Below are 25120 nucleotides of genomic sequence, written 5' to 3' on the forward strand. Positions count from 1 at the left end.
GACCAGGTGGGGCAGCGGGAAGGGGCAGCCGGTTTGACCACGCACGCACCGCAGGCGGGGCAGGCCGTCACGCTGCCCACGACGCTGGACGAGGCCGTGGCGGCGCTCACGGCCCTGCCCACGGCCGTTCCCGTGGCCGGTGGCACCGACCTCATGGCGGCCGTCAACTCGGGCCAGCTCAGGCCCAGCGCGCTGGTCGGCCTCGGCCGGATCAGCGAGATCCGGGGCTGGCAGTACCAGGACGGGCACGCGCTGCTCGGCGCTGGCCTCACGCACGCCCGCATGGGCCGCCCCGACTTCGCCGCGCTCATCCCGGCGCTCGCCGCCTCCGCGCGCGCCGCCGGACCGCCGCAGATCCGCAACGCGGGCACCCTGGGCGGCAACATCGCCTCGGCCGCGCCCACCGGGGACGCGCTGCCCGTACTCGCCGCCCTGGAGGCGACGCTGATCATCGCGGGCCAGGGCGGAGCGCGCCGGGAGATCCCGGTGTCGCACCTGCTGGCCGGCGTGGAGATGCTCCGCGGCGGCGAACTCATCGGCTTCGTGCGCGTGCCCCTGCTGCACGCCCCGCAGGTCTTCCTGAAGGCCACCGGCAGGACAGGACCCGGGCGCTCGGTCGCGTCCGTCGCGGTCGTCCTCGACCCTGCCAGGCGCGGAGTCAGGTGCGCCGTCGGAGCCATAGCGCCGATGCCGCTCAGACCGCTGGACGCCGAGCAGTGGGTGGCCCGGCTGATCGACTGGGACAACAGCCGCACGATCGTCCCCGAGGCGCTGAGCGCCTTCGGGGAGTACGTCGCCGCGGCCTGCATCCCCGACCCGGTACCGGCCGAGGACGGCTCCGTGGAGCAACTGCCGCCCGCCGTACTGCACCTGCGGCGCACCGTCGCCGCACTGGCCCGACGAGCACTCGGGAGGGCGCTGTCGTGACCGACGACCAGCACGGAGAGGGCACCCCTCAGGGCGGCGGACGCTGGGACCCGCTGCCCCAGGGCGACTACGACGACGGTGCCACGGCCTTCGTGAAACTCCCCGAAGGCGGCATCGACGCCCTCCTGGCCGCCCCGGGTCACGGCTATGTGCCGCCGCCCATCACGGCCACGCCCCCTCAGGGCGCCGACACCGACCAGTCCGGCACCGGCTCCTGGGCGATGCCCGCCGAGGGCGTCCAGTGGCCCGACCCGAACGCCGTGCCGCACCAGCAGGGGACGGCCGGGGACGACCGGTTCTCGTACCACCCCGGGGCGACCGGCCAGTGGACCTTCCAGGACACCAACGCGCCGGACGCGGGCGCCGCCCCCGGCCGCGACGTGACCGGCGAGTGGTCGATCCCCGTGGCCGGCGGTGATCTCCCGGACGAATCGGGCGAGTTCACCACGTCGGCCCTGGTCGAGCAGTGGGGCGGCACCCCGCCCGCCACCCTCCCCGGCGGCGCGCCCGCGCCCTGGGCGACGGAGGGCGCGGGCCAGTCCTGGGCACAGCAGGCCGCCGACACCGGAGTCGTCGAGCGGCCCGGCGAGCACACCGACGGGCGCGGCCTGGAACACCCGGCCGACCGGTCCGGGACGCACCCCGCCGGCGAGGTGTCCGCGCAGGCCGCCAACCGGCCGCCCGCCGAGACCGCCCGGCAGCCGTACGCCGAACCCGGCGACCCGTACGCGCACACCCGGACCGACGCCACCGCCGAGCCCTACGGCGACGCGCGCGCCGACCGCCACGACGACACCGCGGCCGAACTCGCCGCCGCGGACGCCCGGTCGGCTCGCGAGACCGACCCGGCGGGCGACGACGCCGAAGGGGCCGAGGAAGCCGCTGAGGGGCCCGCTGAGACCTCCGCGACCGCCGATGCGGCCGAGGGTGCCGACGACGCCCCGGAGGCCGCTGAGGCCCCCGTGGCGGCCGCCGAGCCCGACGCGCCGGACGAGGCCGCCGAACCCGCCCCGAAGATCCCCGGCGAGGAACACCCGCTCGCCTCCTACGTGTTGCGCGTCAACGGCGCCGACCGGCCCGTCACCGACGCCTGGATCGGCGAGTCGCTGCTCTACGTGCTGCGCGAGCGCCTCGGCCTCGCCGGCGCCAAGGACGGCTGCTCGCAGGGCGAGTGCGGCGCCTGCAACGTCCAGGTCGACGGACGCCTCGTCGCCTCCTGCCTGGTGCCCGCGGTGACCGCCGCCGGCTCCGAGGTCCGTACGGTCGAGGGACTCGCCGTCGAGGGACAGCCCTCAGACGTGCAGCGGGCGCTCGCCAAGTGCGGTGCCGTGCAGTGCGGCTTCTGCGTGCCCGGCATGGCGATGACCGTGCACGACCTCCTGGAGGGCAACCCCGCGCCCACCGAACTGGAAGCGCGCCAGGCCCTGTGCGGCAACCTGTGCCGCTGCTCCGGCTACCGGGGTGTCCTGGACGCCGTACAGGAAGTCGTCGCCGAACGTGAGGCGCACGCCGCCGCCGCCGAACCTGAGTCGGACGGTGACGAGGCGCGTATTCCCCACCAGGCGGGTCCCGGGGGCGGTGGCGTCCACCAGTCGGCGTTCGAGTCCCCGCGCACGCAGGACCAGGTGTACGGCCAGGACGGAGGCCAGGCGTGAGCAACGAAGCCGCCATCGCGACCACGGAGGCCGCGCCCGCCCCGGAGCTGCCGGGCCACGGCCTGGGCGCCTCGCTCCCGGCCGCCGACGCCCGCGCCAAGACCGAGGGCACCTTCCCGTACGCCGCCGACCTGTGGGCCGAGGGCCTCCTGTGGGCGGCCGTCCTGCGCTCGCCGCACCCGCACGCGCGCATCGTGTCCGTCGACACGTCCCACGCGCGCGACATGCCCGGCGTACGGGCCGTCATCACCCACGAGGACGTCCCGGGCCGCGACCGCTACGGCCGGGGCACCGCCGACCGCCCGGTGTTCGCCTCCGACGTGGTGCGCCACCACGGGGAGCCCATCGCCGCGGTCGCCGCCGACCACCCCGACACCGCGCGGATGGCCGCCGCCGCCATCATGGTCGAGTACGACGTGCTCGACCCGGTGACCGACCCCGAGCAGGCCTTCGAGGCCGAACCGCTGCACCCCGACGGCAACCTGATCCGGCACATCCCGCTGCGCCACGGCGACCCGGACGCGGCCGGCGAGATCGTCGTCGAGGGCCTGTACCGCATCGGCCGCCAGGACCCCGCCCCCATCGGCGCCGAGGCCGGTCTCGCCGTGCCCCGCCCGGACGGCGGCGTCGAGCTGTACATCGCCTCCACGGACCCGCACACCGACCGCGACACGGCCGCCGCCTGCTACGGCCTGGAGCCCGACCGCGTGAAGGTCGTCGTCACCGGCGTCCCCGGGGCCACCGCCGACCGCGAGGACCAGGGCTTCCAGCTCCCGCTCGGACTGCTCGCGCTGAAGACCGGCTGCCCGGTCAAACTCACCGCCACGCGCGAGGAGTCCTTCCTCGGCCACACCCACCGCCACCCCACGCTCCTGCGCTACCGCCACCACGCGGACGAGGACGGCAGGCTGGTCAAGGTCGAGGCCCAGGTGCTGCTCGACGCGGGCGCCTACGCCGACACCTCCTCGGAGGCCCTGGCCGCCGCCGTCTCCTTCGCCTGCGGCCCGTACGTCGTCCCGAACGCCTTCATCGAGGGCTGGGCCGTGCGCACCAACAACCCGCCCTCAGGACACGTCCGGGGCGAGGGCGCCATGCAGGTCTGCGCCGCCTACGAGGCGCAGATGGACAAGCTCGCCAAGAAGCTCGCCATGGACCCGGCCGAGTTGCGCCTGCGCAACGCCATGGCCACCGGGGACGTCCTGCCGACCGGCCAGACGGTGACCTGCCCCGCGCCGGTCGCCGAACTCCTCCAGGCCGTACGGGACTTCCCGCTGCCGCAGCTCCCCAAGGACACCCCCGAGGACGAGTGGCTGCTGCCCGGCGGCCCCGAGGGCGCGGGCGAACCGGGCGCGGTGCGCCGGGGCGTCGGCTACGGCCTCGGCATGGTGCACATGCTCGGCGCCGAGGGCGCCGACGAGGTCTCCACGGCCACCGTGAAGGTCCACGACGGCATCGCGACCGTCCTGTGCGCAGCGGTCGAGACCGGCCAGGGCTTCACCACGCTGGCCCGGCAGATCGTCCAGGAGACCCTCGGCATCGACGAGGTGCACGTCGCCCCCGTGGACACCGATCAGCCGCCCGCAGGCCCTGGTTGCCGCGGACGTCATACCTGGGTATCAGGCGGCGCCGTCGAACGCGCCGCGAAGATGGTCCGCACCCAGCTCCTCCAGCCTCTGGCGCACAAGTTCGGGATGTCCACCGAGCTGCTCCAGATCACCGACGGCAAGATCACCTCCTACGACGGTGTCCTCTCGACGACCGTCACGGAGGCCATGGACGGCAAGGAACTGTGGGCCACCGCCCAGTGCCGCCCGCACCCGACCGAGCCCCTGGACGAGGCGGGCCAGGGCGACGCCTTCGTAGGGCTCGCCTTCTGCGCGATCCGCGCGGTCGTCGACGTCGACATCGAACTGGGGTCGGTCCGGGTCGTCGAACTGGCCCTGGCCCAGGACGTCGGCCGCATCCTGAACCCGACCCAGCTGGTCGCCCGTATCGAGGGTGGCGTCACCCAGGGCGTCGGCATCGCGCTGACGGAGAACCTGCGCACCGCGCGCGGGCTGATCCGCCACCCCGACCTCACCGGCTACGCCCTGCCCACCGCCCTGGACACCCCCGACATCAAGATCGTGAAACTCGTCGAGGAGCGTGACGTGGTCGCCCCCTTCGGGGCCAAGGCGGTCAGCGCGGTCCCGGTGGTCACGTCCCCGGCGGCGATCGCCTCCGCCGTACGCGCCGCGACCGGCCGTCCCGTGAACCGCCTCCCGATCCGCCCCCAGGCGGCCGTGGTGACGGCGACGACCGACCAGTACGGCCAGTACGGACACTGAGCGGCCGGTGCGTCACGGTGCTCCACGGGGTCGTTCTCATCTCCGGCGTGATGGCCGCGGGCAAGTCGACGGTCGCCCAGGCACTGGCGGAACGACTCCCGAGGGCCGCACACGTCCGGGGTGACGTCTTCCGGCGGATGATCGTCTCGGGCCGCGAGGAGTACGTCCCCGGCACAGGAGGCGAAGGGGAGTCCCAACTCCGCCTGCGGTACCGGCTGTCGGCGGCGACGGCGGACGCCTACGCGGACGCCGGGTTCACGGCGGTCGTCCAGGACGTGGTGCTGGGCGGGGAGTTGCCGGCGTACGTCGACCTGATCCGCACCCGGCCCCTGCACGTGATCGTCCTCGCGCCGACCCCGGCGACCGTGACGGCACGAGAAGCGGGCCGGGCGAAGACCGGATACGGCGCGTGGACCGTCGAGGACCTGGACCGCGGGCTGCGGACCCGGACCCCGCGCATCGGGCTGTGGCTGGACAACTCCGCGCTGACGGTGGGGGAGACGGTGGACGCGATCATCGAGGGACGGGAACGGTCACGGGTGGTTTGAGCGTCCTGAGAGGTGCGGGGGTTCCCGGCCGGACGCGGTAGCGGATCGTATGTCCGGGCGTTCTGGCTGGTCAGGGCCGTTGTCAGTGGTGCCGCGTAGTGTTCTGGGCAGTGGGGACGACAGCGGGACACCGAGGCCGCACGGGGGAAGTTTCATGCACGGGGGCACGATGAGCAGGACCGACGCCGGTTCCACGGCGATCACGATCACGTTGACCGAGGACGACCTCGATCCGTACGTCACGCACGCGTCCACACGCCGCTGGCTGACCGGTCCCGGACTGCCGGGCGACAGCGGCCTGCTGACGTTCGAGGAGCTGCGCAGGGCGGGCCTGCGGACGGTGGCGGACTCGCTGGGCGACTCCGACCCGCTGGCCGAGGAGCTCCGCGACCAGCTGGTGATAGGCGCGCTCCGGGGACCCGACGGAGGCGAGGCGGAGTCGATCCTGCTGGACGGCGAGACGGGCGAGATCGCGACGACGTACTTCTTCCATGACCGCCCGGACCTGATGGAGGCCGACTCGCTGGCCCCGTCGATCGAGACGCTGACCCGCTTCACCACGACGACCGACGAACTGACCGACCTGCGCGGCCAGTTCGCGTCCTACGAGGGCCGGCACGGCATGAAGACCGCGGCGGAGGCGTCCCGCCAGCTGCTCGCGGTGTTCGAGTCGGAGACGGACGGCGAGGTGCCCCCGTTCTGGAAGGCGGCGGCCCTGATCCGCCCCCTCGCGCTCGTCGCCGGCCCCGGCACGACGTCGGGCCTGACCCTGGACATCCCGGCCCGCCTGCTGGACCAGGAGTTCGGCCAGGGCACGGTCGCCCGCTTCGAGGAGGTCGACTTCCCCGCCACCCTCACCCACGAGCCGACCCGCCGCTTCCTCCGCGAGACGGGCCTGCCCGAGGACGCGTTCCTCTTCCAGCTGGACACGGACGTCCCGCTCCCCACACTCGCCGAGTTCTACGAGGACGAGCCCGCCGGGGAACTCCCGCCCCGCCCGGACGAGTTGATCCGCCTCGGCTACCTCATGGAGGACAACAGCCTGGTGGTGGACGGCGCGACCGGCGAGATCCTCACCTGGAGCGAGCCGGAAGCGACCCTGGCGCCGCTCAACACGGACGTCTCGACCCTGGCCTTCACCCTGTGGCTGCTCCACCGCGAGAAGGCGATCGACGCGGACCTGTCGGGCCTGCTGACGGCGGAGGCGTACGACCAGTTGGCGACGACGATGCTCCAGACCCTGTCGAAGGTGGACCCGACGGGGACGGGCGCCCGGTCGCAGGGCGGGCATTACTGGACGGAGGCGTTCCAGGACGAGGCGGGCGGGGTGTTGTGACGGGCGCGACGGGGTGTTGTGACGGGCGCGCGGACGGGGTGCTGTGACCAGGCGGGCGGGGTGGGTGCTGTGACGGGCGCGCACGGCCGTCGACGAATCGCGGCCGGGCCCTTGGCCGTGCCGGCGCTCTGAAGGGCGTGCGGGGTGTTGTGACTGGCGTGGACGGCCGTCGACGAATCGCGGCCGGGCCCTTGGCCGTGCCGGTGCTCTGAAGGGTGTGCGGCCGGCCGGGGAATTCGTTCGCGCCGGGTGAGACGAGCGGCTACCTTCCACGGGACCGGGGCGGGATGCGCGGGACGGCGCAGGGGCGAGGGGAACCAGACATGGACACCGGGACCACACGGACCGACCGCCTGAGCGTGCTCCTGGAGCAGTTCGACAAGGCCCGGGAGATGGCCCAGGTGCGCCTGACGGGACTCGGTGACGAGGAGTACCTCTGGGAGCCGGCCCCCGACTGCTGGTCGCTCCGACGCCGGAGCGAGGCGGTGACACCGAGGGCGTTCGGACCGGGGGAGTGGGTGCTCGACCTCGGCGTGGCGGACATCCCGGCGAGCGAGTACGCGGAGGTGGCCCGCCAGGCCGCCGACGGCATGACCGTCGACAAGATCGCCGACGACTGGAGCGTGACCGTCGAACGGGTCGAGCAGATCCTCGCCCACGAGGGCGAACCGGAGCCCGACGCGACCCCGATCACGACGATCGCGTGGCGCCTGGGCCATCTGCACTTCCAGTTCGCGGGGGCGTGGGAGTGGACGTTCGGCGATCGCAGCCAGGACCCCAAACAGATGGTCGACTTCACCCCGTCGGCCACCCTCACCCTGGACAACTTCTGGCCGGTCATCGACCGCTGGCGCGCGGCCGTAGCGACGGTCACCGAGGACCAGCTCAACGAGGTCGGCTTCTCCCAGTACCCGTACGGCTCGGACCCTGACGACCCGTACATCGACGTAGTGGCGGGGTCCAACCTCGAGTTCATCCATCACATGGCGGAGATCGCGCTGTTGAGGGACTTGTGGCGGGCGAGGACCGCGAACGGCAGATAAGCGAAGAACGAAGAACGGGAAACGGGGGGGACCGCAGACCGGGAACTCGGACCCGCTCAGGTCTCAGGTCTCAGGTCTCAGATCTCAGGTCCCGGGGCGAGCGCTCCACGCGTTGTGGAGAGCTGCCGGTACGCCCTCCCCGAGGACCCTGCGGCTCGTCAACCCGCCCGGCAGGGTGGGCAGTTCGGCCCAATGGGTCACGGTCTCGGCACTGGCGAGGCCGTAGGGCAGCCGGACGACCCCGTCGGAGTCGACGAAGCAGTCCCGGTGCTCCGTCCCGTCCTCGCCGAAGTGCAGCGTCGTGAAGTACATCGGCCGCACGAGCCAGAATTCCTCACCCAGCGCGATATCGGACCCGGCGTCGCTGTCCACCGGATACCGCCCGGTGATCGCGGCCGCGACCGGCGTACCACTCGGCGGCAACGCACTGCGCGCGTCGACCCATGTCACCACGGCATCCAGCTTCACCATCTCCACACCCGACAAGACGGCGCGACGCCCGCGGGGGTTGCTCAAGTTGCCGATGCGGTACGCGGAGCCGGTCGCCCGGGGGCATACCGACCCGACTCACTACTGGAGGCCGTGGCGGGAATCGCTGAACAGGGCGATGGTAATGATGCCTTCGACTCGCCGCGTAAAGACCGGGAACTCCATCTTCCAAGAAGTACTGCTGTGTTCCAGCCGTGCATGGAAGTCGGCATCGACTTGGCGAGCCGCGAAAATGTCGCGCGCCTCTTGCTCACACCGGGAAACGTCACCACGGCGTCCCTTCCCGTTCTTCCGTCTGAGCGATGTCTCGTAACTCGATGTCGGCGTTTCCTGTCGCCGTTTCGGGGCGGCGCTCCTCACCCGTCTCGATGGGATCGGCATCGGCGGGGTTGGATACCGTACGGGGATGTATCGCTGGAACGAGCGTGGTCTGATCCCGACGCCCAGAGCCTGGCGGGAAGCCTTCATCGACTTGCACGGCGAGAGCCGGGTCACCCTTACGGATGCCGGCCCGTGGGCGGGTCGGCTGGAGTGGCAGCGGTCACGGTCATACGGCATCGCGCTGTGCGGCAACGTCCGCGAGGAGTTCGTGCGGGAGCGGCGGCACATCCGGACAGACCCGCGCGGAGCGTTCGAGCTACTGGTGCCGACCGCCGGGAGCGCCCAGGTGGAGCAGGCCGCGGCCGCGGGCGAGATACGGCCGGGCACTCTCGCGCTGTGCGACGTGGACCGCCCGTTGACCTTCACCCACGGCGAGGAATTTCAGTCGGTCGCGCTGATCGTCCCTGGTGAGGCGATCTACCGCCGTAATCCCGCCGCGGCCCGGGATCCGCACGTCCTCGACGGCACCGTGGGGCTCGGCCGGCTGATCCGGCAGACGGTGCTCACCCTCCAACAGGAGCGGGAACACTTTTCCGAGGCAACCTTCGACATCGCATGCGACCAGTTGCTCGACCTGCTCTGCCTGGCCGCTGAAGGCGCCGGCGACTCGGCGCCGGCCTCCCAGCGAAGAGAGGTCGAGGCGCAGGTGAGGCAGTACGTCCGCCGTCACGCTGCCGACCCCGACCTCTCCATCACCGGCATCGCCCGGGTCCTGGGTTGGTCGGCGAGATATCTGCAAGACGTGCTACAGGCCGCCGGCACCACCTCCCGCGACCTGATCCGCTCGGAGCGGTTGCGGCTGGCCCGGACCCGGTTGGCCAGTTCAGCCTGGGACAACCGGTCGATCGCGCAGGTCGCGCACGAGTCCGGGTTCGCCAGCCACGCGTCGTTCGCCACCGCCTACCGCCGCGAGTTCGGCGTCACGCCCCGCGAGACCCGCGGCGACGGCCGCGGTGAGTCCTGAGCCAGGCCTCAGGCGAGGGCGCCGCCGTCCACACGAAGGGTGCTGCCGGTGATGTACGCGGCGTCCGGCCCGGCCAGAAACGCCACCGCACCGGCGACCTCGTCGGCCTCGGCGTACCGGTGCATCGGGATGACCGCCTGAAGCATGAACTGGCCTCCCTCGGAACCCTTCGGCATGGCCATGTCGGTGTCGATGATGCCGCACTCGATCACGTTCACGTTGATCCCGCGCGCGGCGAAATCCTGGGCCCATCCGCGGGTGTACGCCGTGACCGCGGCCTTGGTCGCCGCGTAGTCGGACATGCCGGCCGCGAAGGTCTTGCTGGCAAGGCCGGACGACAGGTTCACGATCCGGCTGCCCTCGCTCATGTGCCGGACGGCCCGGTAGGTCGTGTCGGCGACACCGGTCAGGTTGATCGCGAGCTGCTGATCGCGTACGGCGTCGGTGATCTCCCCGGGCCAGAAGACACCGGCGCTGTTGACCAGGATGTCGATCCTGCCGAACTTCTCAGCGACCGCGTCCACCATGGCCGTCACCTGGGCGCGGTCGGCCTGGTCGGCCTGGATGCCCTCGGCGCGCACGCCCTGCGACCGCAGTTCCTCGACCACCGTCTTCGCCTTCTCCGCCTGCGCGACATAGGTGATGACCACGTCCGCGCCCAGCGTAGCCAGCCGCCGGGCCGTCGCCGCGCCGATCCCCCGGCTGCCCCCGGTCACCAGCGCCACCTTGCCCGACAGAATCTTCTCGCTCACGAGCCAATCACTCCTTGCGAAATCCGTGCCTACCCGTGCCCGGTCAACGATCGCGGTCGGGACGCGCGCGGTCTTTCGCTGCGGCGCACAGCGCTTGCGCCAGGGCGCGTAGAAGTCGGCGGCTGGTTATGTAGTGACCAGACCCTGTCTGCTTCGGCTATGTCGATACGGCCAGGGCGGTGTTGTGCAGATGGGCGATCCCTGCTGCGGTGGCCTTGAGGGTGCGGCCGGCGCGGCAGTAGTCCCGCAGGATTTTGTAAGTCCTGAGCCGGGCCAAGCAGTGTTCGGCGCGGGCGCGGGCGTTGCGGTGCCCGACGTTGTAGTCCTGTAGTCCGGTTTCCAGGCGGGGAGTTCGCTGCCGTCGCGGGGTTTGCGGTAGGGGATGAGCACCTCGGGGTTGCCGCGGTAGGCACCGTCGGCCGTCGACAATCGCAACCTGCTCCATCAGCAGGACCCGATCGGGAAAATTCAGTGCCCGATGGCGGCCCGGCCCGCCATCGGCGATGGTGTCACCGCTAGGGCGGGCGACCAGGCGCATTTGGCGGTGAAATTGCGCCGACCGCAGACCGGTGAAGGGGTGAATCAACTCCGGGTGAGGGACCGAGAACACCTGCACCCATCGATGATGAACCACGGTCCGAACCGGGTGATCATCGGGTTACGACATCCCTTAGAGAGAGCGGACGTCTGAGCGCATCGCTTGCCGAAGGGTTTCGAGTGCCTCGCTCAATGCCGTGCGGGTTGCCGGCCACTCTGGATCAGTGGTCACGTCCGGCTCTTCGAAGCGATCACGTAGGTGTATGAGTTTCCGGAAGGCCTGAGTGGCTACTTCGTCGAGAGGTTCGGGCGCCATGATGCGCATTTCATAGAGGAGTTGAAAGGCGTTGGCGGCCCCGAGGATTTCCCCGGACTCCTTGATGCGCTCCTCCCTGGTCAGCGCGGTGCTTCGTTGCAGATCTCGTGGCCGGTGTTGCGTGAGCCAGAGCGCCCCAAGATATTCGCTGTAAAGCTGTCGTTTTGCGGCACGCTCGCGGGATGCATCCTCCCGACGCCATCGCGACCGTTCGCCAACAAGGGTTGTGCTGACACCGAGAAGGGCACCGAGTGCGGTGCCCGCGAGAGTCCCCCAGTCCACGGACCCCATGGTAGAGACGCTGTGCCTCTGGGCCCAGAGCGCGGCGTTTGCGGACGTTGTTCCGCGGCCGCCACCCAGGCGCCTTCGTGGCCGACTGGGACGGAAACTGAGACGCACGACTAAAGGGCGGCACCCCGGATGGGGTGACGCCCTTTAGTTTTGCCTGGTCAAGCTCTGGAGGCCGTGGCGGGAATCGAACCCGCGTAACTCGCTTTGCAGGCGAGTCCCTGAACCACTCGGGCACACGGCCGTGTTTGGTGACTTGACCGTAGGGGCGGGGGGTGGGGGCGGACAAGGGGGTCGGGGGTGGTGCAACGGGACTGCCATACGCCGTTCATGAATGAGGGGAGGGGGCCCTGGGGGAGGCGGCACCGGTCGTACGACCAAGGTCTCAGGTGTGGACCGTCTTCCGACAGGGGTCAACCCGGTCTGTGGACCTTACGCTGGCCATCATGACCGTCCTCGAACCTCGTGACGCCGATGTCACGAACACCGCTTCTGACCTGGCCGACGAGTGCCGTGACTCCGTGTTGGGGCGGTCGCATCGGGCGCTCAGTGTGGGGATCGTGTCCGTCGTGCTGCTGATCGCCTTCGAGGCGACGGCGGTGGGGACGGCGATGCCGGTTGCCGCTCGGGAGCTGGGCGGGGTGTCGTTGTACGCGTTCGCGTTCTCCGGGTACTTCACGACCAGTCTGTTCGGGATGGTGTTCGCCGGGCAGTGGTCGGATCGGCGGGGGCCGCTCGGGGCGTTGACCAGCGGGATCGGGGCGTTCGCGGCGGGGCTGGTGGTGGCCGGGACCGCTCAGGTCATGTGGGTGTTCATCCTGGGGCGGGCCGTGCAGGGGCTCGGGGGCGGGCTGGTCATCGTCGCCCTGTACGTCGTTGTCGGGCGGGCGTACTCCGAGCGGTTGCGGCCCGCCATCATGGCCGCGTTCGCTGCCAGTTGGGTCGTGCCGTCCATCGTCGGGCCGCTGGCCTCCGGGGCGGTGACCGAACAGCTGGGATGGCGGTGGGTGTTCGTCGGCATCCCGGTGCTCGTGGTGTTTCCGCTGGCCCTCGCACTGCCGCAGATACGGCGGCGGGCGGCCGGGCCCGTGTCCCCGCCGGGTGCGGCACCCGTGCCCTTCGACCGGCGTCGTATCCGGCTCGCTCTGGGGATATCGCTCGGCGCCGGGCTCGTGCAGTACGCCGCTCAGGATCTGCGGTGGGTCTCGCTCGTCCCGGCCGTCGCCGGTGTCGCGCTGCTCGTGCCCGCCGTACTCGGGTTGCTGCCGCGCGGGACGTACCGGGCGGCACGCGGGCTGCCCTCCGTCGTGCTGTTGCGCGGGCTGGCCGCGGGGTCGTTCATCTCGGCGGAGTCCTTCGTGCCGTTGATGCTCGTCACGCAGCGGGGGCTGTCGCCGACCCTGGCCGGGTTCTCACTCGCGGCGGGTGGCGGGACATGGGCGCTGGGGTCGTGGGTGCAGTCCCGGGCGGGGCTCGAACCGTACCGGGAACGGCTGATGACGTTCGGGATGGTGCTGGTGGCCGCCGCCATCGCCGGGGCGCCGAGCGTCCTCATCCCTTCCGTGCCCGTGTGGATCGTCGCCGTCGCGTGGGCGTTCGGGTGTTTCGGGATGGGGCTGGTGATCTCGTCGACCAGCGTGCTGCTCCTCCAGCTGTCGGCCCCGGCGGAGGCCGGCACCAACTCGGCCGCGCTACAGATCTCCGACGGACTCTCGAACGTCGTGCTGCTCTCCATCGGCGGGGCCGCGTTCGGCGCGCTGGGCGGCGGCACGGTCGGGCACACGGTCCGCTCCGCGAGCGACAGCGGGTCCCATCCGGGCGCCTTCGCCGCGGTGTTCCTGCCGATGGCGGTCGTGGCGCTGGCGGGGGCATGGGTGGCGACCCGGGTGCGGACGAAATCGCGGTGACCTCGCGTGGCGCCGCCGCTCGGTGCGTGAAGGATGACGGGGAGGAGCGCTGGGCCGTGGACCGGCCTTCCCGCGATATCCCGTCGCCCGCCGGTGAGCCCGGACCTGTACGACCAGGCCGCCGCGCTGCTGCACGCCCTCGCCACGAACCACCCCCTCGTCGACGGCAACAAACGCACCGCGTGGCTCGCCGCCGCGACCTTCCTCGCCGTGAACGGGGTCGATCTCGCCGGGGTGGACCAGGACAGGGCATACGACCTGGTCATCGACGTGGCCTCGGGACAGGAGGGGAACGTGGGGGTCATCGCGGAGGCGTTGCGCGGTCTCGCGGGACGGCCGGTGTGACGTCAGTCCCACCCCCGCCGCCCCGGCGTCGTCCGCGCGTTGACACCGCCGGGCCGCCGGTAGGGTGGCCCGGTTGTCATACGTAGCCGAGCAGCCCTACCCACGAACCCGGAGACCGTGACTACTACCGCCGCCTCCTCGTCCGCTTCCGCCTCCTCCCATCACCTCTCCCCGGCCTTCCCCGGCCGCGCCCCCTGGGGCACCGCGAGCAAGCTGCGGGCCTGGCAGCAGGGGGCCATGGAGAGGTATATCCAGGAGCAGCCGCGGGACTTCCTCGCGGTCGCGACCCCCGGTGCCGGCAAGACGACCTTCGCGCTCACCCTCGCCTCCTGGCTGCTGCACCACCATGTCGTGCAGCAGGTGACCGTGGTCGCGCCGACCGAGCACCTGAAGAAGCAGTGGGCGGAGGCGGCCGCGCGGATAGGGATCAAGCTGGACCCCGAGTACAGCGCGGGGCCGATCGGCAAGGACTACCAGGGCGTCGCGGTCACGTATGCCGGTGTCGGCGTACGGCCGATGCTGCACCGCAACCGCGTCGAGCAGCGCAAGACCCTCGTCATCCTCGACGAGATCCACCACGCCGGTGACTCCAAGTCCTGGGGCGAGGCCTGCCTCGAAGCCTTCGAGCCGGCCACGCGACGGCTCGCGCTCACCGGCACGCCCTTCCGGTCGGACACCAACCCCATCCCCTTCGTCACGTACGCGGAAGGCAACGACGGGATCCGGCGGTCCGCCGCCGACTACACCTACGGCTACGGGTCCGCGCTCGGCGACGGCGTCGTCCGGCCCGTCATCTTCCTTTCCTACAGCGGCAACATGCGCTGGCGGACGAAGGCCGGTGACGAGATCGCCGCGCGGCTCGGCGAGCCGATGACGAAGGACGCGATCAGCCAGGCCTGGCGTACGGCGCTGGACCCGCGCGGCGAGTGGATGCCGAGCGTGCTGCGCGCCGCCGACCAGCGGCTGACCGAGGTCAGGAAGGGCATCCCGGACGCCGGCGCCCTCGTCATCGCCACCGACCAGGACTCGGCGCGCGCCTACGCCAAGCTGATCCGCGAGATCACCGGCTCCAAGGCGACCGTCGTGCTGTCGGACGACACCGGTGCCTCCAAGCGCATCGACGACTTCGCGGCGAGCAACGACCGGTGGATGGTCGCCGTCCGCATGGTGTCGGAAGGCGTCGACGTGCCGCGGCTCGCCGTCGGCGTGTACGCCACCACCATCTCCACCCCCCTCTTCTTCGCCCAGGCCGTCGGCCGTTTCGTGCGGTCCCGGCGGCGCGGCGAGACCGCGTCCGTGTTCCTGCCGACCGTGCCCGACCTCCTCACCTTCGCCAACGAGATGGAGGTGGAGCGGGACCACGCCCTCGACAAGCCGAAGAAGGAGGGCGAGGAGGACCCGTACGCCGAGTCCGAGAAGGAGATGGAGGAGGCGAACAAGGAGGAGGACGAGGACACCGGCGAGCAGGAGCAGTTCTCCTTCGAGGCCCTGGAGTCCGAGGCCGTCTTCGACCGTGTCCTCTACGACGGCGCCGAGTTCGGCATGCAGGCGCACCCGGGGAGCGAGGAGGAGCAGGACTACCTCGGCATCCCCGGCCTCCTCGAACCCGACCAGGTGCAGATGCTGCTCCAGAAGCGGCAGGCCCGGCAGATTGCGCACAGCCGCAAGAAGCCGGACGAGGAGGCCGACCTCCTGGAACTGCCCGCCGAGCGGCGGCCCGTCGTCTCGCACAAGGAGATGATGGAGCTGCGGAAGTCGCTCAACACCATGGTCTCCGCGTACGTCCACCAGACCGGCAAACCGCACGGCGTCATCCACACCGAACTGCGCCGTACCTGCGGCGGCCCGCCGAGCGCCGAGGCCACCGCCGGGCAGCTGCGGCAGCGCATCGCGAAGGTCCAGGAGTGGGCCACGCGCATGAAGTGATCCCCGGCGGATCCGTACCGGTTCCATTCCGGTTCCGTCGGCCGATCAGCACATCCGTGCGGAGTCCGCGCCGGGTTGATCCGCAGGTCAGGACATATCGACATCAAGGGGTACCGGTCCGTACCAGGCGGTGCCCGGATTCTGGACGGAGACTTCCGCTCAGCGAACCGGCTTCGCTAGTGTCCCGCTACGCACACGCCCCGTGGCAGCGCCGCCGCGGAGCGCAGCCGTGAAGCGACTGGGCCCGGACACGCCGGGCCGCCTCGCCGATCGGCGGCCTCTGAAGCGCGTCACTGACGGGACTCGGTGACGCATCCGTCGCTAAGGAGCCGCCGACCTCACCACTTAAGGAGTGGGCGTCGTGACCGCGGAGACCTCCCAGACGCTCGACCGGGGACTGCGCGTCCTCAAACTGCTGGCCGATACGGACCACGGGCTGACCGTCACCGAGCTGTCCAACAAACTGGGCGTCAACCGGACAGTCGTGTACAGGCTGCTCGCCACGCTCGAACAGCACGCCCTCGTACGCCGTGACCTGGGCGGCCGGGCCCGCGTGGGGCTCGGCGTGCTGCGCCTCGGCCGTCAGGTGCATCCGCTGGTACGGGAAGCAGCGCTCCCCGCGCTGCGCTCGCTGGCCGAGGACATCGGGGCGACCGCTCACCTCACCCTGGTCGACGGTGCGGACGCCCTCGCCGTCGCCGTGGTCGAGCCGACCTGGACCGACTACCACGTGGCCTACCGCGCCGGTTTCCGCCACCCGCTGGACCGGGGAGCGGCCGGCCGCGCGATCCTCGCCGCCCGGCACCAGGCGGCCGACGGACCCGGATACACCCTGACGCACGGCGAGTTGGAGGCCGGCGCGAGTGGTGCGGCCGCTCCGCTGCTGGGCGTCACCGGCGTCGAGGGCAGCGTCGGCGTCGTGATGCTGGCGGACGCGGTGCCCGAGCGGGTCGGCCCGCGGGTGGTCGACGCGGCACGCGAGGTGGCGGAGGCGCTGCGCTGAGTCGGGGCGGGCAGAGGGGCTAGGGCGGGCAGGCGGGGCGAGGTCGGGCAGAGCGGCGAGGGCGGGCAGGGGGCGAGGGCGGTACACGCGCCGGGCCCTCGACGTGACGGGCTCCCCGCACGCCAGCGCCCGACATGGCATCGCCGCACCGGGCCCCGGCCCGCGGGTGCCCCACGCGGCATGACCGCGCCGGGTCCTGGTCCGGGAGCGCCCGTCGCGGCAGGACCTGACCTGCTCCCGCCCCGCGGGCGCGCCCCGCGGCAGCACCTGACCCCCTCCCGCCCCACGAGCGAGCCCCGCGGAACAACCTCACCCGCTCCCGCCCCGCGATCACCCCACGCGCCATGACCTGACCGGCTCCCGGCCGGTACTGACCCTCGCGTTAGATTGATCCCGTGCTCCTCTCTCGCCTCACGCGCCCCCAGGCCGTAGCCGTCTGCGCCCTGCCCGTCGTGGCACTGCTCGCCACGGCGGGTCTCGCGCCGCTGCCGTTCGCGCTGGCGCAGCCCGGTCTGACCGCGAACGTGCTCGGCGACAACCAGGGCACCCCGGTGATCACCATCTCCGGGGCGCCGGTGCGGACGACGAGCGGTCAGCTGCGTATGACGACGATCGAGGCGACCGGACCCGATCAGCACGTCTCGCTGAGCGATGTGCTCGACAGCTGGTTCCGCACAGACCGGGCGGTCATGCCGCGCGACTCGGTCTACCCCAGCGGCAACAGCGTCAAGGAGATCGAGCAGCACAACACCGAGCAGATGCAGGAGTCGCAGGACGACGCGACCACCGCCGCGCTCGACTATCTGCACCTCAGCGACAAGAAGGTCAAGGTCACGCTGAAGCTCGCGGACGTCGGCGGCCCCAGCGCGGGTCTGCTGTTCACCCTGGGCATCATCGACAAGCTCGACGGCAACGGCAGCGGCGGTGATCTCACGGGCGGCCGCACCATCGCCGGTACGGGGACGATCGGCACCGACGGCACGGTCGGCGCGGTCGGGGGAGTGGCCCTCAAGACCCAGGCCGCGCGACGAGACGGTGCGACGGTGTTCCTGGTGCCGAGGGCGGAGTGCTCGGACGCCAAGTCGGAACTCCCCAAGGGACTACGACTGGTTCCGGTGACCACCCTGAAGGGCGCGGTGTCCGCCCTGGAGGCGCTGGAGACGGGTAAGGGATCGGTACCCAGCTGCTAGACCGGCGCCGGTTTCGCACCGGCGGGCGCCGAGGCGAGCCGCAGACCGAGTTCTACGAGGGTCCAGCCGAGGCGGATGCGGAGTTCCCGGCGGGGCGGTCGGGCTTCTGCGGCGAGGCGGTGGGCGTCGGCCTGGGCGTGGAGTTCGGCGATGTGCTGCTGTGCGAGCTGGCTGTGCGCATACATGGTTGTGCCTCTCAGTCCGTCTCGATGGGGAACAGGTGGGTGTGGATGCGCACTTGCTCGGATTCCGGGGTGTCCTTGTCGGGGACGCGGTCTCGGTATTCGTCGATCAGGGCGTGCATCTTCTCGACGAGTTCGGCGGCCAGGTCGGGGGTCAGCCGTAGCGTCGCGTTGCTCATGTCGGAGGCGCGGGACCAGGGTTCGGCCCACTTGCCGCGGCCGTTGAGCCAGGTGATCAGCTCGCGGGAGTGGGTGTTCGCGAACTCGTGCAGGAACGCCTCCGCCAGTCCCCGGACCTCGGGACCGGCGTCCTGGAAGTCATCGGCGTCGAAGACGATCCCCTGGTCCACCACCTGCCACCACCGCTCCCGGCCCTTGCCCTGCTCGGGGGCGTCCTCGACGAACCCGTGCGCGGCGAGCTGGCGCAGGTGGTAGCTGGTCGCACCGCTGGACTCGCCCAGCCGGGCGCCCAGTTGGGAGGCGGTGGCCGGGCCGTGGTTCCGCAGCGCGTCCAGCAGCTGCATCCGCAGCGGGTGTGCCAGACCGCGCAGCGAGCGGGCGTCGAGGCGGTGTCGTTTCCGTTCTTCGGGCTCCTGCATGCCCACAAAGCTACCGTTGCAAAGAAGTCCTTGCAACCACTTCTTTGCAACCAGCTCTTTGTAACTCGCCCCCCACCACCCCTACTTGACCAACCCCTCCGCCTTCATCCAGTCCAGCGCCACCTGATGGGGGTCCTCCCCGTCGACGTCCACCTTCGCGTTCAGCGTCCGCGCCACCGTGTTGTTCAGCTTCTTCGTGACCGGGTCCAGGACCTTCGCGATGGCCGGCCACTTCTTCAGCGCCTTCGTGTTGATCTCGGGCGCCGCGTTGTAGTTGGGGAAGAACTTCTTGTCGTCGGCCATCACCGCGAGGTTCATCGACTTGATGCGGCCGTCGGTGGTGAAGACCTCGCCGTAGGTGCAACTCCCCTTCTTCACCTGGGTGTAGATGATCCCGGTGTCCATCTGCGTGATGTTCTTCGCGGGGAGGTTCATGCCGTACGCCTTCTCCATGCCCGGCAGCCCGTCCGCGCGGTTGGCGAACTCGCTCTCCACGCACAGCGTCACCGCCCCCGGGTTCTTCTTCGCCAGCGCGGCCACCTCGGAGAGCGTCTTCGTGCCGTACTTCTTGAAGTTGGCCTGGTTCATGGCGAGGGCGTAGGTGTTGTTGAGGGCGGACGGCGGCAGCCAGGTGAGGCCGTTCTTGAGGTCGGCGTCCCGGACCGCCTGCCACTGCTTCATCGGGTCGGTGATCGGCTTGCTGTTGCCGAGGTAGGTGATCCACGCGGTGCCGGTGTACTCGTACATCCCGTCCGCGTCACCGGACTTGACGGCCTCCCGCGCGCCGATCGAACCCTGGATGCCGGTCCGGTCGAGGACGTCCGCGCCCGCCGCCTCGAAGGCGATGCCCATCATCGCGCCGAGGATCAGCTGCTCCGTGAACTCCTTCGACGTGACGGTGAGATGGGCGCCCTTGAGGGGCTCGCCACGGCCGACCGTGCCGGGGCTGACGTCGTCGACCATGGGGGAGCCGCTGGTCAGCCCGCAGCCGGAGACCACGAGGAGCGCGCCGACCGTCACCAGACAGGTGCGTTTCATGAGCCCGCCTCCAATCCCCTGGGGCGGAGCAGGAGTTCGGCCAGCGAGGCCAGCCAGTCCACCAGCAGGGCGAGGCTGACCGTGAGGATCGAGCCGAGGACCAGGACCGGCATCCGCTGGGTGGTGATGCCGGTGGTGATCAGGACGCCCAGGCCGCCGCCCCCGCCGAAGGTCGCCAGGGTGGCCGTACCGACGTTGAGGACCAGGGCCGTTCGGACACCGGCCAGGATCAGCGGGACCGCGAGGGGCAGCTCCACCTTTGACAGGACGCCGAGTGGGGACATGCCGATGCCCCGGGCGGCTTCGAGGAGGGTCGGGTCGTTGGCCTTCAGGCCCGCGATGGTGTTGGACAGGACGGGCAGGACGGCGTAGATGATGATGCCGATCAGGGCCGCCTTCTCGCCGGTGCCGAGCCAGATCACCAGCAGGGCCAACAGACCGATGGCCGGGGTGGCCTGGCCCATGTTGGCGAAGGTCATCGCCACCGGGGCGGCCTTCCGGAACGCCCTGCGGGTCAGCACGATGCCCAGCGGGATCGCGATGATCAGCACGAAGAACGTGGAGATCACGGTGAGCTGGACGTGCTGCCAAAGGGCCTTGCTGACCTGGCCGTTGGAGAGCGCGTTCTCCGAAATGGCGTCCAGGTGGGCCTGGTTGAACCACAGCCAGGTCGCCAGCAGGACCGCCACCAGGAACGCGGGCAGGATCGTCAGCTTCTGCCAGGTGATACGGCGTTTCGGGGGAGTCGGCGGCGCGGCGGCCGGCGTCTCCTCTTCCTCCAGTTCGGGGGTGGTGGTCACGCCGGCTCCTCCCCTCCGGCGCCCTCCTGCTCGGCGTGCGTCTGGAGGGCCCGGGCCTCCTCCAGCTCGTGCTGGGCCTCCATCGCCTCCAGCCGGTCGGCCTCCAGGAGTTCGTGCACGGAGTTCATCAGCGTCTCCATGTCGACGACCCCGGTGTACTCGCCGCGCCGCCCGGTGACCGCGACCCGGCCCGCGTTGTCGGTGAGCACCGCCTCCAGCGCGTCCCGGAGCGTCGCGTCCCGGGTCACCGTGTCGCTGACCAGCGTGCCCGCCCGGGCCAGCGAGCCCTTGGCGCGCATCATGTCGCCGCGCCGCAGCCACTTGTAGGGCCGGCCGCGCTTGTCGAGCAGCAGGATCTCGTTGGTGCCGCTTTCCCGGAGCCTGTCGAAGATGTCCTGGAGCGGGTCGTCGACGGTGACCGTCGGATAGTCGGTGATCTCCACGTCCCGTACGCGGGTCAGGTTCAGCCGCTTCAGGGCCGCCCCCGCGCCCACGAACCCGGACACGAAGTCGTCCGCCGGGTTGGTGAGGATCGCCTCCGGGGTGTCGAACTGCGCGATGTGCGAGCGTTCGCGCAGCACCGCGATCCGGTCGCCCAGTTTGATCGCCTCGTCGAAGTCGTGGGTGACGAAGACGATCGTCTTGTGCAGTTCGTGCTGGAGCCTGATCAGCTCGTCCTGGAGGTGGTCGCGAGTGATCGGGTCGACCGCGCCGAACGGTTCGTCCATCAGCAGCACCGGCGGATCGGCGGCCAACGCCCGTGCCACGCCGACGCGTTGCTGCTGTCCGCCGGAGAGCTGGCGCGGATAGCGGCCCTGGAACTCGCCGGCGTCGAGACCGACCAGGTCGAGCATCTCCTCCACCCGGTCCCTGATCCGGGACTTCGACCAGCCGATCATCCGCGGCACCAGCGCGATGTTCTGGGCGACGGTCATGTGCGGGAAGAGCCCGCTCGACTGGATCGCGTAGCCGACCTTGCGGCGCAGCCTCACCGGGTCGATGTCGGTGACGTCCTCGCCGTCGATGCGGATGCGGCCGCCGGTCGGCTCGATCAGCCGGTTGATCATCTTGAGCGTGGTCGACTTGCCGCAGCCGGACGGCCCGACGAACACGACCAGTTCGCCCGCCTTGATCTCCATGTTGACGTTCTCGACCGCCGGCTGCGGAGTGCCGGGGTACTTCTTGGTGAGGTTCTCCAGCTCGATGGAGGCACCGGAGGTCGTGGTGGCTGCTGGCTCAGGCACGGATCCCCCTGGGAATGGTCAGCCGTCCGAGAAGGACGTACGCGGCGTCGAACAGCAGCGCCAGGATGATGATCCCGAGCGTGCCCGCGAGCACCTGGTTGAGGGCGTTCTTGCTGCCCAGCGACCCGATGCCGCGGAAGATCTCGTTGCCGAGGCCGGGCCCGGAGGCGTACGCCGCGATGGCCGCGATGCCCATCAGCATCTGCGTGGAGACCCGGATGCCGGTGAGGATCGGCGGCCAGGCCAGCGGCAGTTCGACCCGTACGAGCCGCATCAGCCGGGACATCCCGATGCCCGTCGCCGCGTCGACCAGCGACGGGTCGACCCCGCGCAGGCCCACGATCGAGTTACGGACGATCGGCAGCAGGCCGTAGAGCGTCAGTGCGATCACCGTGGGCGGAACGCCCAGGCCGACGATCGGAATGAGCAGACCGATCATGGCGAGCGACGGAATGGTCAGAATGGTCGACGTGGTCGTGGTGGCCAGGTTGCCCGCCCACTCGCTCCGATAGGTGACGACCCCGATCACCACCCCGATCAGCGTGGCCACGACCATGCACTGGAAGACCGCGCTGGCGTGCTGATAGGCGTCGGTGAGCAGTTGCTGGTGCCGGTTGCCCACGTACTCCCAGAAGCTCACATGCCCACACCCCTACGTCGGCCAGGTCGTCCTCTCCTGATCCAGGGCCGCCTGTTCCACCAGCGGGATGATCCGCAGCGGAACGGGGTTCTCCATCACGATCGCGGTGGCGGCCCGGACAATGCCATCAAAACCGACAACCCGGTCGATGACCCGCTGGAGATCGGCGTTCGAGCGGGCCACGAGGCGGCACAGCATGTCGCCGCTGCCGGTGGTGGTGTGCAGTTCGAGGACCTCGGGGACGGTCGTCAAGTGCGCCCGGACGTCCGGGCCTTGACCCTGCCGGATCTCCAGCGTCGCGAACGCGGTGACCGGGTAGCCGAGCGCCGCCGGATCGACCTGCGGGCCGAATCCCCGGATGACTCCATTCGACTGAAGCCGGTCCAGCCGCGCCTGCACCGTGCCCCGGGCCACCCCCAGCCGCCGGGACATCTCCAGCACCCCGATGCGCGGCTCCTCGGCCAGCAGCACGATGATCCGGCCGTCCAGTCGATCGATCCCCATGGCCCGCCTCCGAGGGTGGTCATCCTGTACAGAAAGCCCGCCGAAACGGGCGTACCGCTGAACAGACTGTCCAGCGGATACGCAAACTATTGCGCACCTTGCCGGTGAGGGGGAGCCTGCGGGCATGACGCAGACCACACACCACACTCCCGACACCGCCCGGCAGGCCGACCCCTTCCCGGTCAAGGGAATGGACGCGGTCGTCTTCGCCGTGGGCAACGCCAAGCAGGCGGCGCACTACTACTCCACGGCCTTCGGCATGACGCTGGTCGCCTACTCCGGACCGGAGAACGGCAGCCGCGAGACCGCCTCGTACGTCCTCACCAACGGCTCCGCCCGTTTCGTCTTCACCTCCGTCATCAAGCCCGCCACCCCGTGGGGCGAGTTCCTCACCCGCCATGTGGCCGAGCACGGCGACGGTGTCGTCGACCTCGCCATCGAGGTGCCGGACGCGCGCGCCGCCCACGCGTACGCCGTCGAGCACGGCGCGCGCTCCCTCGTCGAGCCGCACGAGGTCAAGGACGAGCACGGCACGGTGGTCCTCGCCGCCATCGCCACCTACGGCGAGACCCGCCACACCCTCGTCGAGCGCACCGGCTACGACGGCCCCTACCTCCCCGGCTTCGCCCCCGCCGAGCCGCTGGTCGAGGCCCCCGCCCACCGCACCTTCCAGGCCGTCGACCACTGCGTCGGCAACGTCGAACTCGGCCACATGAACGAGTGGGTCGGCTTCTACAACAAGGTCATGGGCTTCACGAACATGAAGGAGTTCGTGGGCGACGACATCGCGACCGAGTACAGCGCCCTGATGTCGAAGGTCGTCGCCGACGGCACCCTCAAGGTCAAGTTCCCGATCAACGAGCCCGCCGTCGCGAAGAAGAAGTCGCAGATCGACGAGTACCTGGAGTTCTACGGCGGCGCGGGCGTCCAGCACATCGCGCTCAACACCAACGACATCGTGCGGACGGTACGCACCATGCGCGCGGCCGGGGTGCGCTTCCTGGACACCCCCGACTCCTACTACGACACCCTCGGCGAGTGGGTCGGCGACACCCGCGTCCCCGTCGACACCCTCCGCGAACTGAAGATCCTCGCCGACCGCGACGAGGACGGGTACCTTCTCCAGATCTTCACCAAGCCGGTCCAGGACCGTCCTACGGTGTTCTTCGAACTCATCGAGCGGCACGGCTCGATGGGCTTCGGCAAGGGCAACTTCAAGGCGCTGTTCGAGGCGATCGAGCGGGAGCAGGAGAAGCGGGGCAACCTGTAACACGCGGGTCCCGCACGGGACTTGGGAGGACCGTGGCCGTCGCGCCGATCGATCTGTCCGTACCGGCGGTGCGCCGCCTGTGGCGGAAGGGCACGCTGCACGAGCCCACGGTCCTCCAGTCGTTCGCCTTCGACGAGGTCCATCAGCGCCTGTACGTCCTTCAGTTGAGGTCGGGCGGCGCAGACGCCGGCAACCTCTGCCTCAACCAGCTCGACTACGCGGGCGAGCCGCTCGGGCACATGCATCTCCAGGGCTTCGGCCACGGCGTCGGCATGGGTGTGCAGAACACCGCCGACGGCGACGTCTGAATCTGGACCGAGGCCGCCGCGAAGGCCGGTTCGGGCGGTGCCTACGGCCAGGCCGTCACCCGCTTCCACTTCGCGAACGGCGCCACCCGCACCGCCGCCGACGTGGCGATCCGCAAGCCGATCCCGAACTCCACCAACAACCAGCCGACGGTCTGCATGGCCTCGAAGCGCATAGCGATCCGCTACCGCCTGGCCAACCGACCCCGGTACCGCGTCTGGGACCTGGACGCCTTCGTGGCCCGCGACTACTCCGCTCCCGTCGCCGACCTCGCCCAGACCGGCGCGCACCCGGACCCGTCGATCCCGTTCCAGGGCTACGCCCTCGACGGCGACCATCTCTACCAACTCGCGGGCTCCGCCTACGACTCCACGACCAACCCGCCCGCGAAGCACGGCAACACCTACGTCTCCTGCCTCGACATCCGCACCGGCGCCCTCGTCCAGCGCTCCCGCACGGAGGCCGGCTACACCCTCACCCACCGCGAACCGGAGGGCCTCGCCGTCCGCAGGAAGCCCGGTACCCGGCTGTACATGGGGTTCGCGTCGGGGGCGACGGGAGCACGCCTGTTCTCGCTCTGCTCCAAGCCGTAGCCCCGGACGC

Annotated in this window: 24 protein-coding genes, 1 tRNA gene and 2 pseudogenes; 15 read left to right on the forward strand and 12 right to left on the reverse strand. The window is 70.7% G+C overall.

The features are described from left to right. Positions 1-33 precede the first annotated feature (33 nt). The 6 genes from ACIRB1_RS39545 to ACIRB1_RS39570 all read left to right on the forward strand — a co-directional run bounded on the left by ACIRB1_RS39545 (position 34) and on the right by ACIRB1_RS39570 (position 7836). On the forward strand, positions 34-927 hold the full coding sequence (locus ACIRB1_RS39545; protein ID WP_266769177.1) for a xanthine dehydrogenase family protein subunit M: 894 nt from the start codon (positions 34-36) through the stop codon (positions 925-927). Next, positions 924-2582: a (2Fe-2S)-binding protein gene (locus ACIRB1_RS39550; RefSeq protein WP_403468919.1), complete on the forward strand. Its 1659-nt coding sequence runs from the start codon at positions 924-926 to the stop codon at positions 2580-2582. Before ACIRB1_RS39545 ends, ACIRB1_RS39550 begins: the two co-directional genes overlap by 4 nt. After that, positions 2579-4909, forward strand: coding sequence for a molybdopterin cofactor-binding domain-containing protein (locus tag ACIRB1_RS39555; protein ID WP_352185387.1), 2331 nt, complete (start codon positions 2579-2581; stop codon positions 4907-4909). The genes ACIRB1_RS39550 and ACIRB1_RS39555 overlap by 4 nt, the downstream gene beginning before the upstream one ends. A gap of 17 nt (positions 4910-4926) precedes the next feature. Next, positions 4927-5457 (forward strand): AAA family ATPase, encoded by a 531-nt coding sequence (locus ACIRB1_RS39560; RefSeq protein ID WP_403468920.1) that lies wholly within the window; start codon positions 4927-4929, stop codon positions 5455-5457. Between the two features lie 169 nt (positions 5458-5626). Then, entirely contained in the window at positions 5627-6793 is a 1167-nt protein-coding gene (locus ACIRB1_RS39565) for an SUKH-4 family immunity protein (protein ID WP_403468921.1), read from the forward strand. Between the two features lie 323 nt (positions 6794-7116). Continuing rightward, positions 7117-7836: a DinB family protein gene (locus ACIRB1_RS39570; protein ID WP_403468922.1), complete on the forward strand. Its 720-nt coding sequence runs from the start codon at positions 7117-7119 to the stop codon at positions 7834-7836. A gap of 84 nt (positions 7837-7920) precedes the next feature. On the opposite strand, the gene ACIRB1_RS39575 is transcribed toward ACIRB1_RS39570, so the two are convergent. Continuing rightward, positions 7921-8307: an AQJ64_40280 family protein gene (locus ACIRB1_RS39575; RefSeq protein ID WP_403468923.1), complete on the reverse strand. Its 387-nt coding sequence runs from the start codon at positions 8305-8307 to the stop codon at positions 7921-7923. A 424-nt stretch (positions 8308-8731) separates the two neighbouring features. Between ACIRB1_RS39575 and ACIRB1_RS39580 the strand changes: the two genes are divergently transcribed. Next, positions 8732-9670: an AraC family transcriptional regulator gene (locus ACIRB1_RS39580; RefSeq protein WP_403468924.1), complete on the forward strand. Its 939-nt coding sequence runs from the start codon at positions 8732-8734 to the stop codon at positions 9668-9670. A gap of 8 nt (positions 9671-9678) precedes the next feature. On the opposite strand, the gene ACIRB1_RS39585 is transcribed toward ACIRB1_RS39580, so the two are convergent. From ACIRB1_RS39585 to ACIRB1_RS39600, 4 genes and pseudogenes are all read right to left on the reverse strand, one after another. After that, on the reverse strand, positions 9679-10422 hold the full coding sequence (locus ACIRB1_RS39585) for an SDR family NAD(P)-dependent oxidoreductase (protein ID WP_403468925.1): 744 nt from the start codon (positions 10420-10422) through the stop codon (positions 9679-9681). A 157-nt stretch (positions 10423-10579) separates the two neighbouring features. Beyond that, positions 10580-11038, reverse strand: a pseudogene (locus tag ACIRB1_RS39590) (transposase family protein). 54 nt (positions 11039-11092) lie between these two features. Continuing rightward, entirely contained in the window at positions 11093-11557 is a 465-nt protein-coding gene (locus ACIRB1_RS39595; protein ID WP_403468927.1) for a hypothetical protein, read from the reverse strand. A 175-nt stretch (positions 11558-11732) separates the two neighbouring features. Continuing rightward, positions 11733-11807 (reverse strand) — tRNA-Cys (locus ACIRB1_RS39600). A 202-nt stretch (positions 11808-12009) separates the two neighbouring features. Here ACIRB1_RS39600 and ACIRB1_RS39605 point away from each other — a divergent pair. From ACIRB1_RS39605 to ACIRB1_RS39625, 5 genes and pseudogenes are all read left to right on the forward strand, one after another. Further along, entirely contained in the window at positions 12010-13470 is a 1461-nt protein-coding gene (locus ACIRB1_RS39605; protein WP_352184294.1) for an MFS transporter, read from the forward strand. Positions 13471-13572: 102 nt separating this feature from the next. Then, positions 13573-13815: pseudogene (locus ACIRB1_RS39610) on the forward strand (type II toxin-antitoxin system death-on-curing family toxin); the annotation flags it as partial. A gap of 117 nt (positions 13816-13932) precedes the next feature. After that, positions 13933-15741, forward strand: coding sequence for a DEAD/DEAH box helicase (locus ACIRB1_RS39615; RefSeq protein ID WP_352184295.1), 1809 nt, complete (start codon positions 13933-13935; stop codon positions 15739-15741). 361 nt (positions 15742-16102) lie between these two features. Continuing rightward, complete coding sequence (locus ACIRB1_RS39620; protein ID WP_403468928.1) at positions 16103-16744, forward strand: IclR family transcriptional regulator; 642 nt, start codon at positions 16103-16105, stop codon at positions 16742-16744. A gap of 395 nt (positions 16745-17139) precedes the next feature. Next, positions 17140-17934, forward strand: coding sequence for a S16 family serine protease (locus tag ACIRB1_RS39625; protein WP_352184297.1), 795 nt, complete (start codon positions 17140-17142; stop codon positions 17932-17934). Here the strand turns inward: ACIRB1_RS39625 and ACIRB1_RS39630 are convergent. The 7 genes from ACIRB1_RS39630 to ACIRB1_RS39660 form a co-directional block, all read right to left on the reverse strand. Further along, positions 17931-18119: a hypothetical protein gene (locus ACIRB1_RS39630; protein WP_403468929.1), complete on the reverse strand. Its 189-nt coding sequence runs from the start codon at positions 18117-18119 to the stop codon at positions 17931-17933. The genes ACIRB1_RS39625 and ACIRB1_RS39630 overlap by 4 nt on opposite strands. 11 nt (positions 18120-18130) lie before the next feature. Then, positions 18131-18715 (reverse strand): ArsR/SmtB family transcription factor, encoded by a 585-nt coding sequence (locus tag ACIRB1_RS39635; protein ID WP_403468930.1) that lies wholly within the window; start codon positions 18713-18715, stop codon positions 18131-18133. A gap of 81 nt (positions 18716-18796) precedes the next feature. Continuing rightward, positions 18797-19753: a glycine betaine ABC transporter substrate-binding protein gene (locus tag ACIRB1_RS39640; protein WP_403468931.1), complete on the reverse strand. Its 957-nt coding sequence runs from the start codon at positions 19751-19753 to the stop codon at positions 18797-18799. Further along, positions 19750-20553: an ABC transporter permease gene (locus ACIRB1_RS39645; RefSeq protein ID WP_403468932.1), complete on the reverse strand. Its 804-nt coding sequence runs from the start codon at positions 20551-20553 to the stop codon at positions 19750-19752. Before ACIRB1_RS39645 ends, ACIRB1_RS39640 begins: the two co-directional genes overlap by 4 nt. After that, positions 20550-21797 (reverse strand): betaine/proline/choline family ABC transporter ATP-binding protein, encoded by a 1248-nt coding sequence (locus tag ACIRB1_RS39650; protein ID WP_328831137.1) that lies wholly within the window; start codon positions 21795-21797, stop codon positions 20550-20552. The genes ACIRB1_RS39645 and ACIRB1_RS39650 overlap by 4 nt, the downstream gene beginning before the upstream one ends. Then, entirely contained in the window at positions 21790-22437 is a 648-nt protein-coding gene (locus tag ACIRB1_RS39655; protein ID WP_352184302.1) for an ABC transporter permease, read from the reverse strand. The genes ACIRB1_RS39650 and ACIRB1_RS39655 overlap by 8 nt, the downstream gene beginning before the upstream one ends. Before the next feature lie 12 nt (positions 22438-22449). Further along, on the reverse strand, positions 22450-22941 hold the full coding sequence (locus tag ACIRB1_RS39660; protein ID WP_352184303.1) for an Lrp/AsnC family transcriptional regulator: 492 nt from the start codon (positions 22939-22941) through the stop codon (positions 22450-22452). 124 nt (positions 22942-23065) lie between these two features. Here ACIRB1_RS39660 and hppD point away from each other — a divergent pair, with 124 nt between their 5' ends. The 3 genes from hppD to ACIRB1_RS39675 all read left to right on the forward strand — a co-directional run bounded on the left by hppD (position 23066) and on the right by ACIRB1_RS39675 (position 25110). Next, on the forward strand, positions 23066-24211 hold the full coding sequence (gene hppD / locus ACIRB1_RS39665) for a 4-hydroxyphenylpyruvate dioxygenase (RefSeq protein WP_352184304.1): 1146 nt from the start codon (positions 23066-23068) through the stop codon (positions 24209-24211). A gap of 32 nt (positions 24212-24243) precedes the next feature. Then, positions 24244-24519 carry a hypothetical protein gene (locus ACIRB1_RS39670; RefSeq protein WP_403468933.1) on the forward strand — a complete coding sequence of 92 codons (276 nt, stop codon included), beginning with the start codon at positions 24244-24246 and terminating at the stop codon, positions 24517-24519. Positions 24520-24621: 102 nt separating this feature from the next. After that, on the forward strand, positions 24622-25110 hold the full coding sequence (locus tag ACIRB1_RS39675) for a hypothetical protein (protein ID WP_403468934.1): 489 nt from the start codon (positions 24622-24624) through the stop codon (positions 25108-25110). Positions 25111-25120: the final 10 nt, after the last annotated feature.

The sequence above is a fragment of the Streptomyces sp. NPDC096013 genome (assembly GCF_044763565.1).
Taxonomy (GTDB): domain Bacteria; phylum Actinomycetota; class Actinomycetes; order Streptomycetales; family Streptomycetaceae; genus Streptomyces.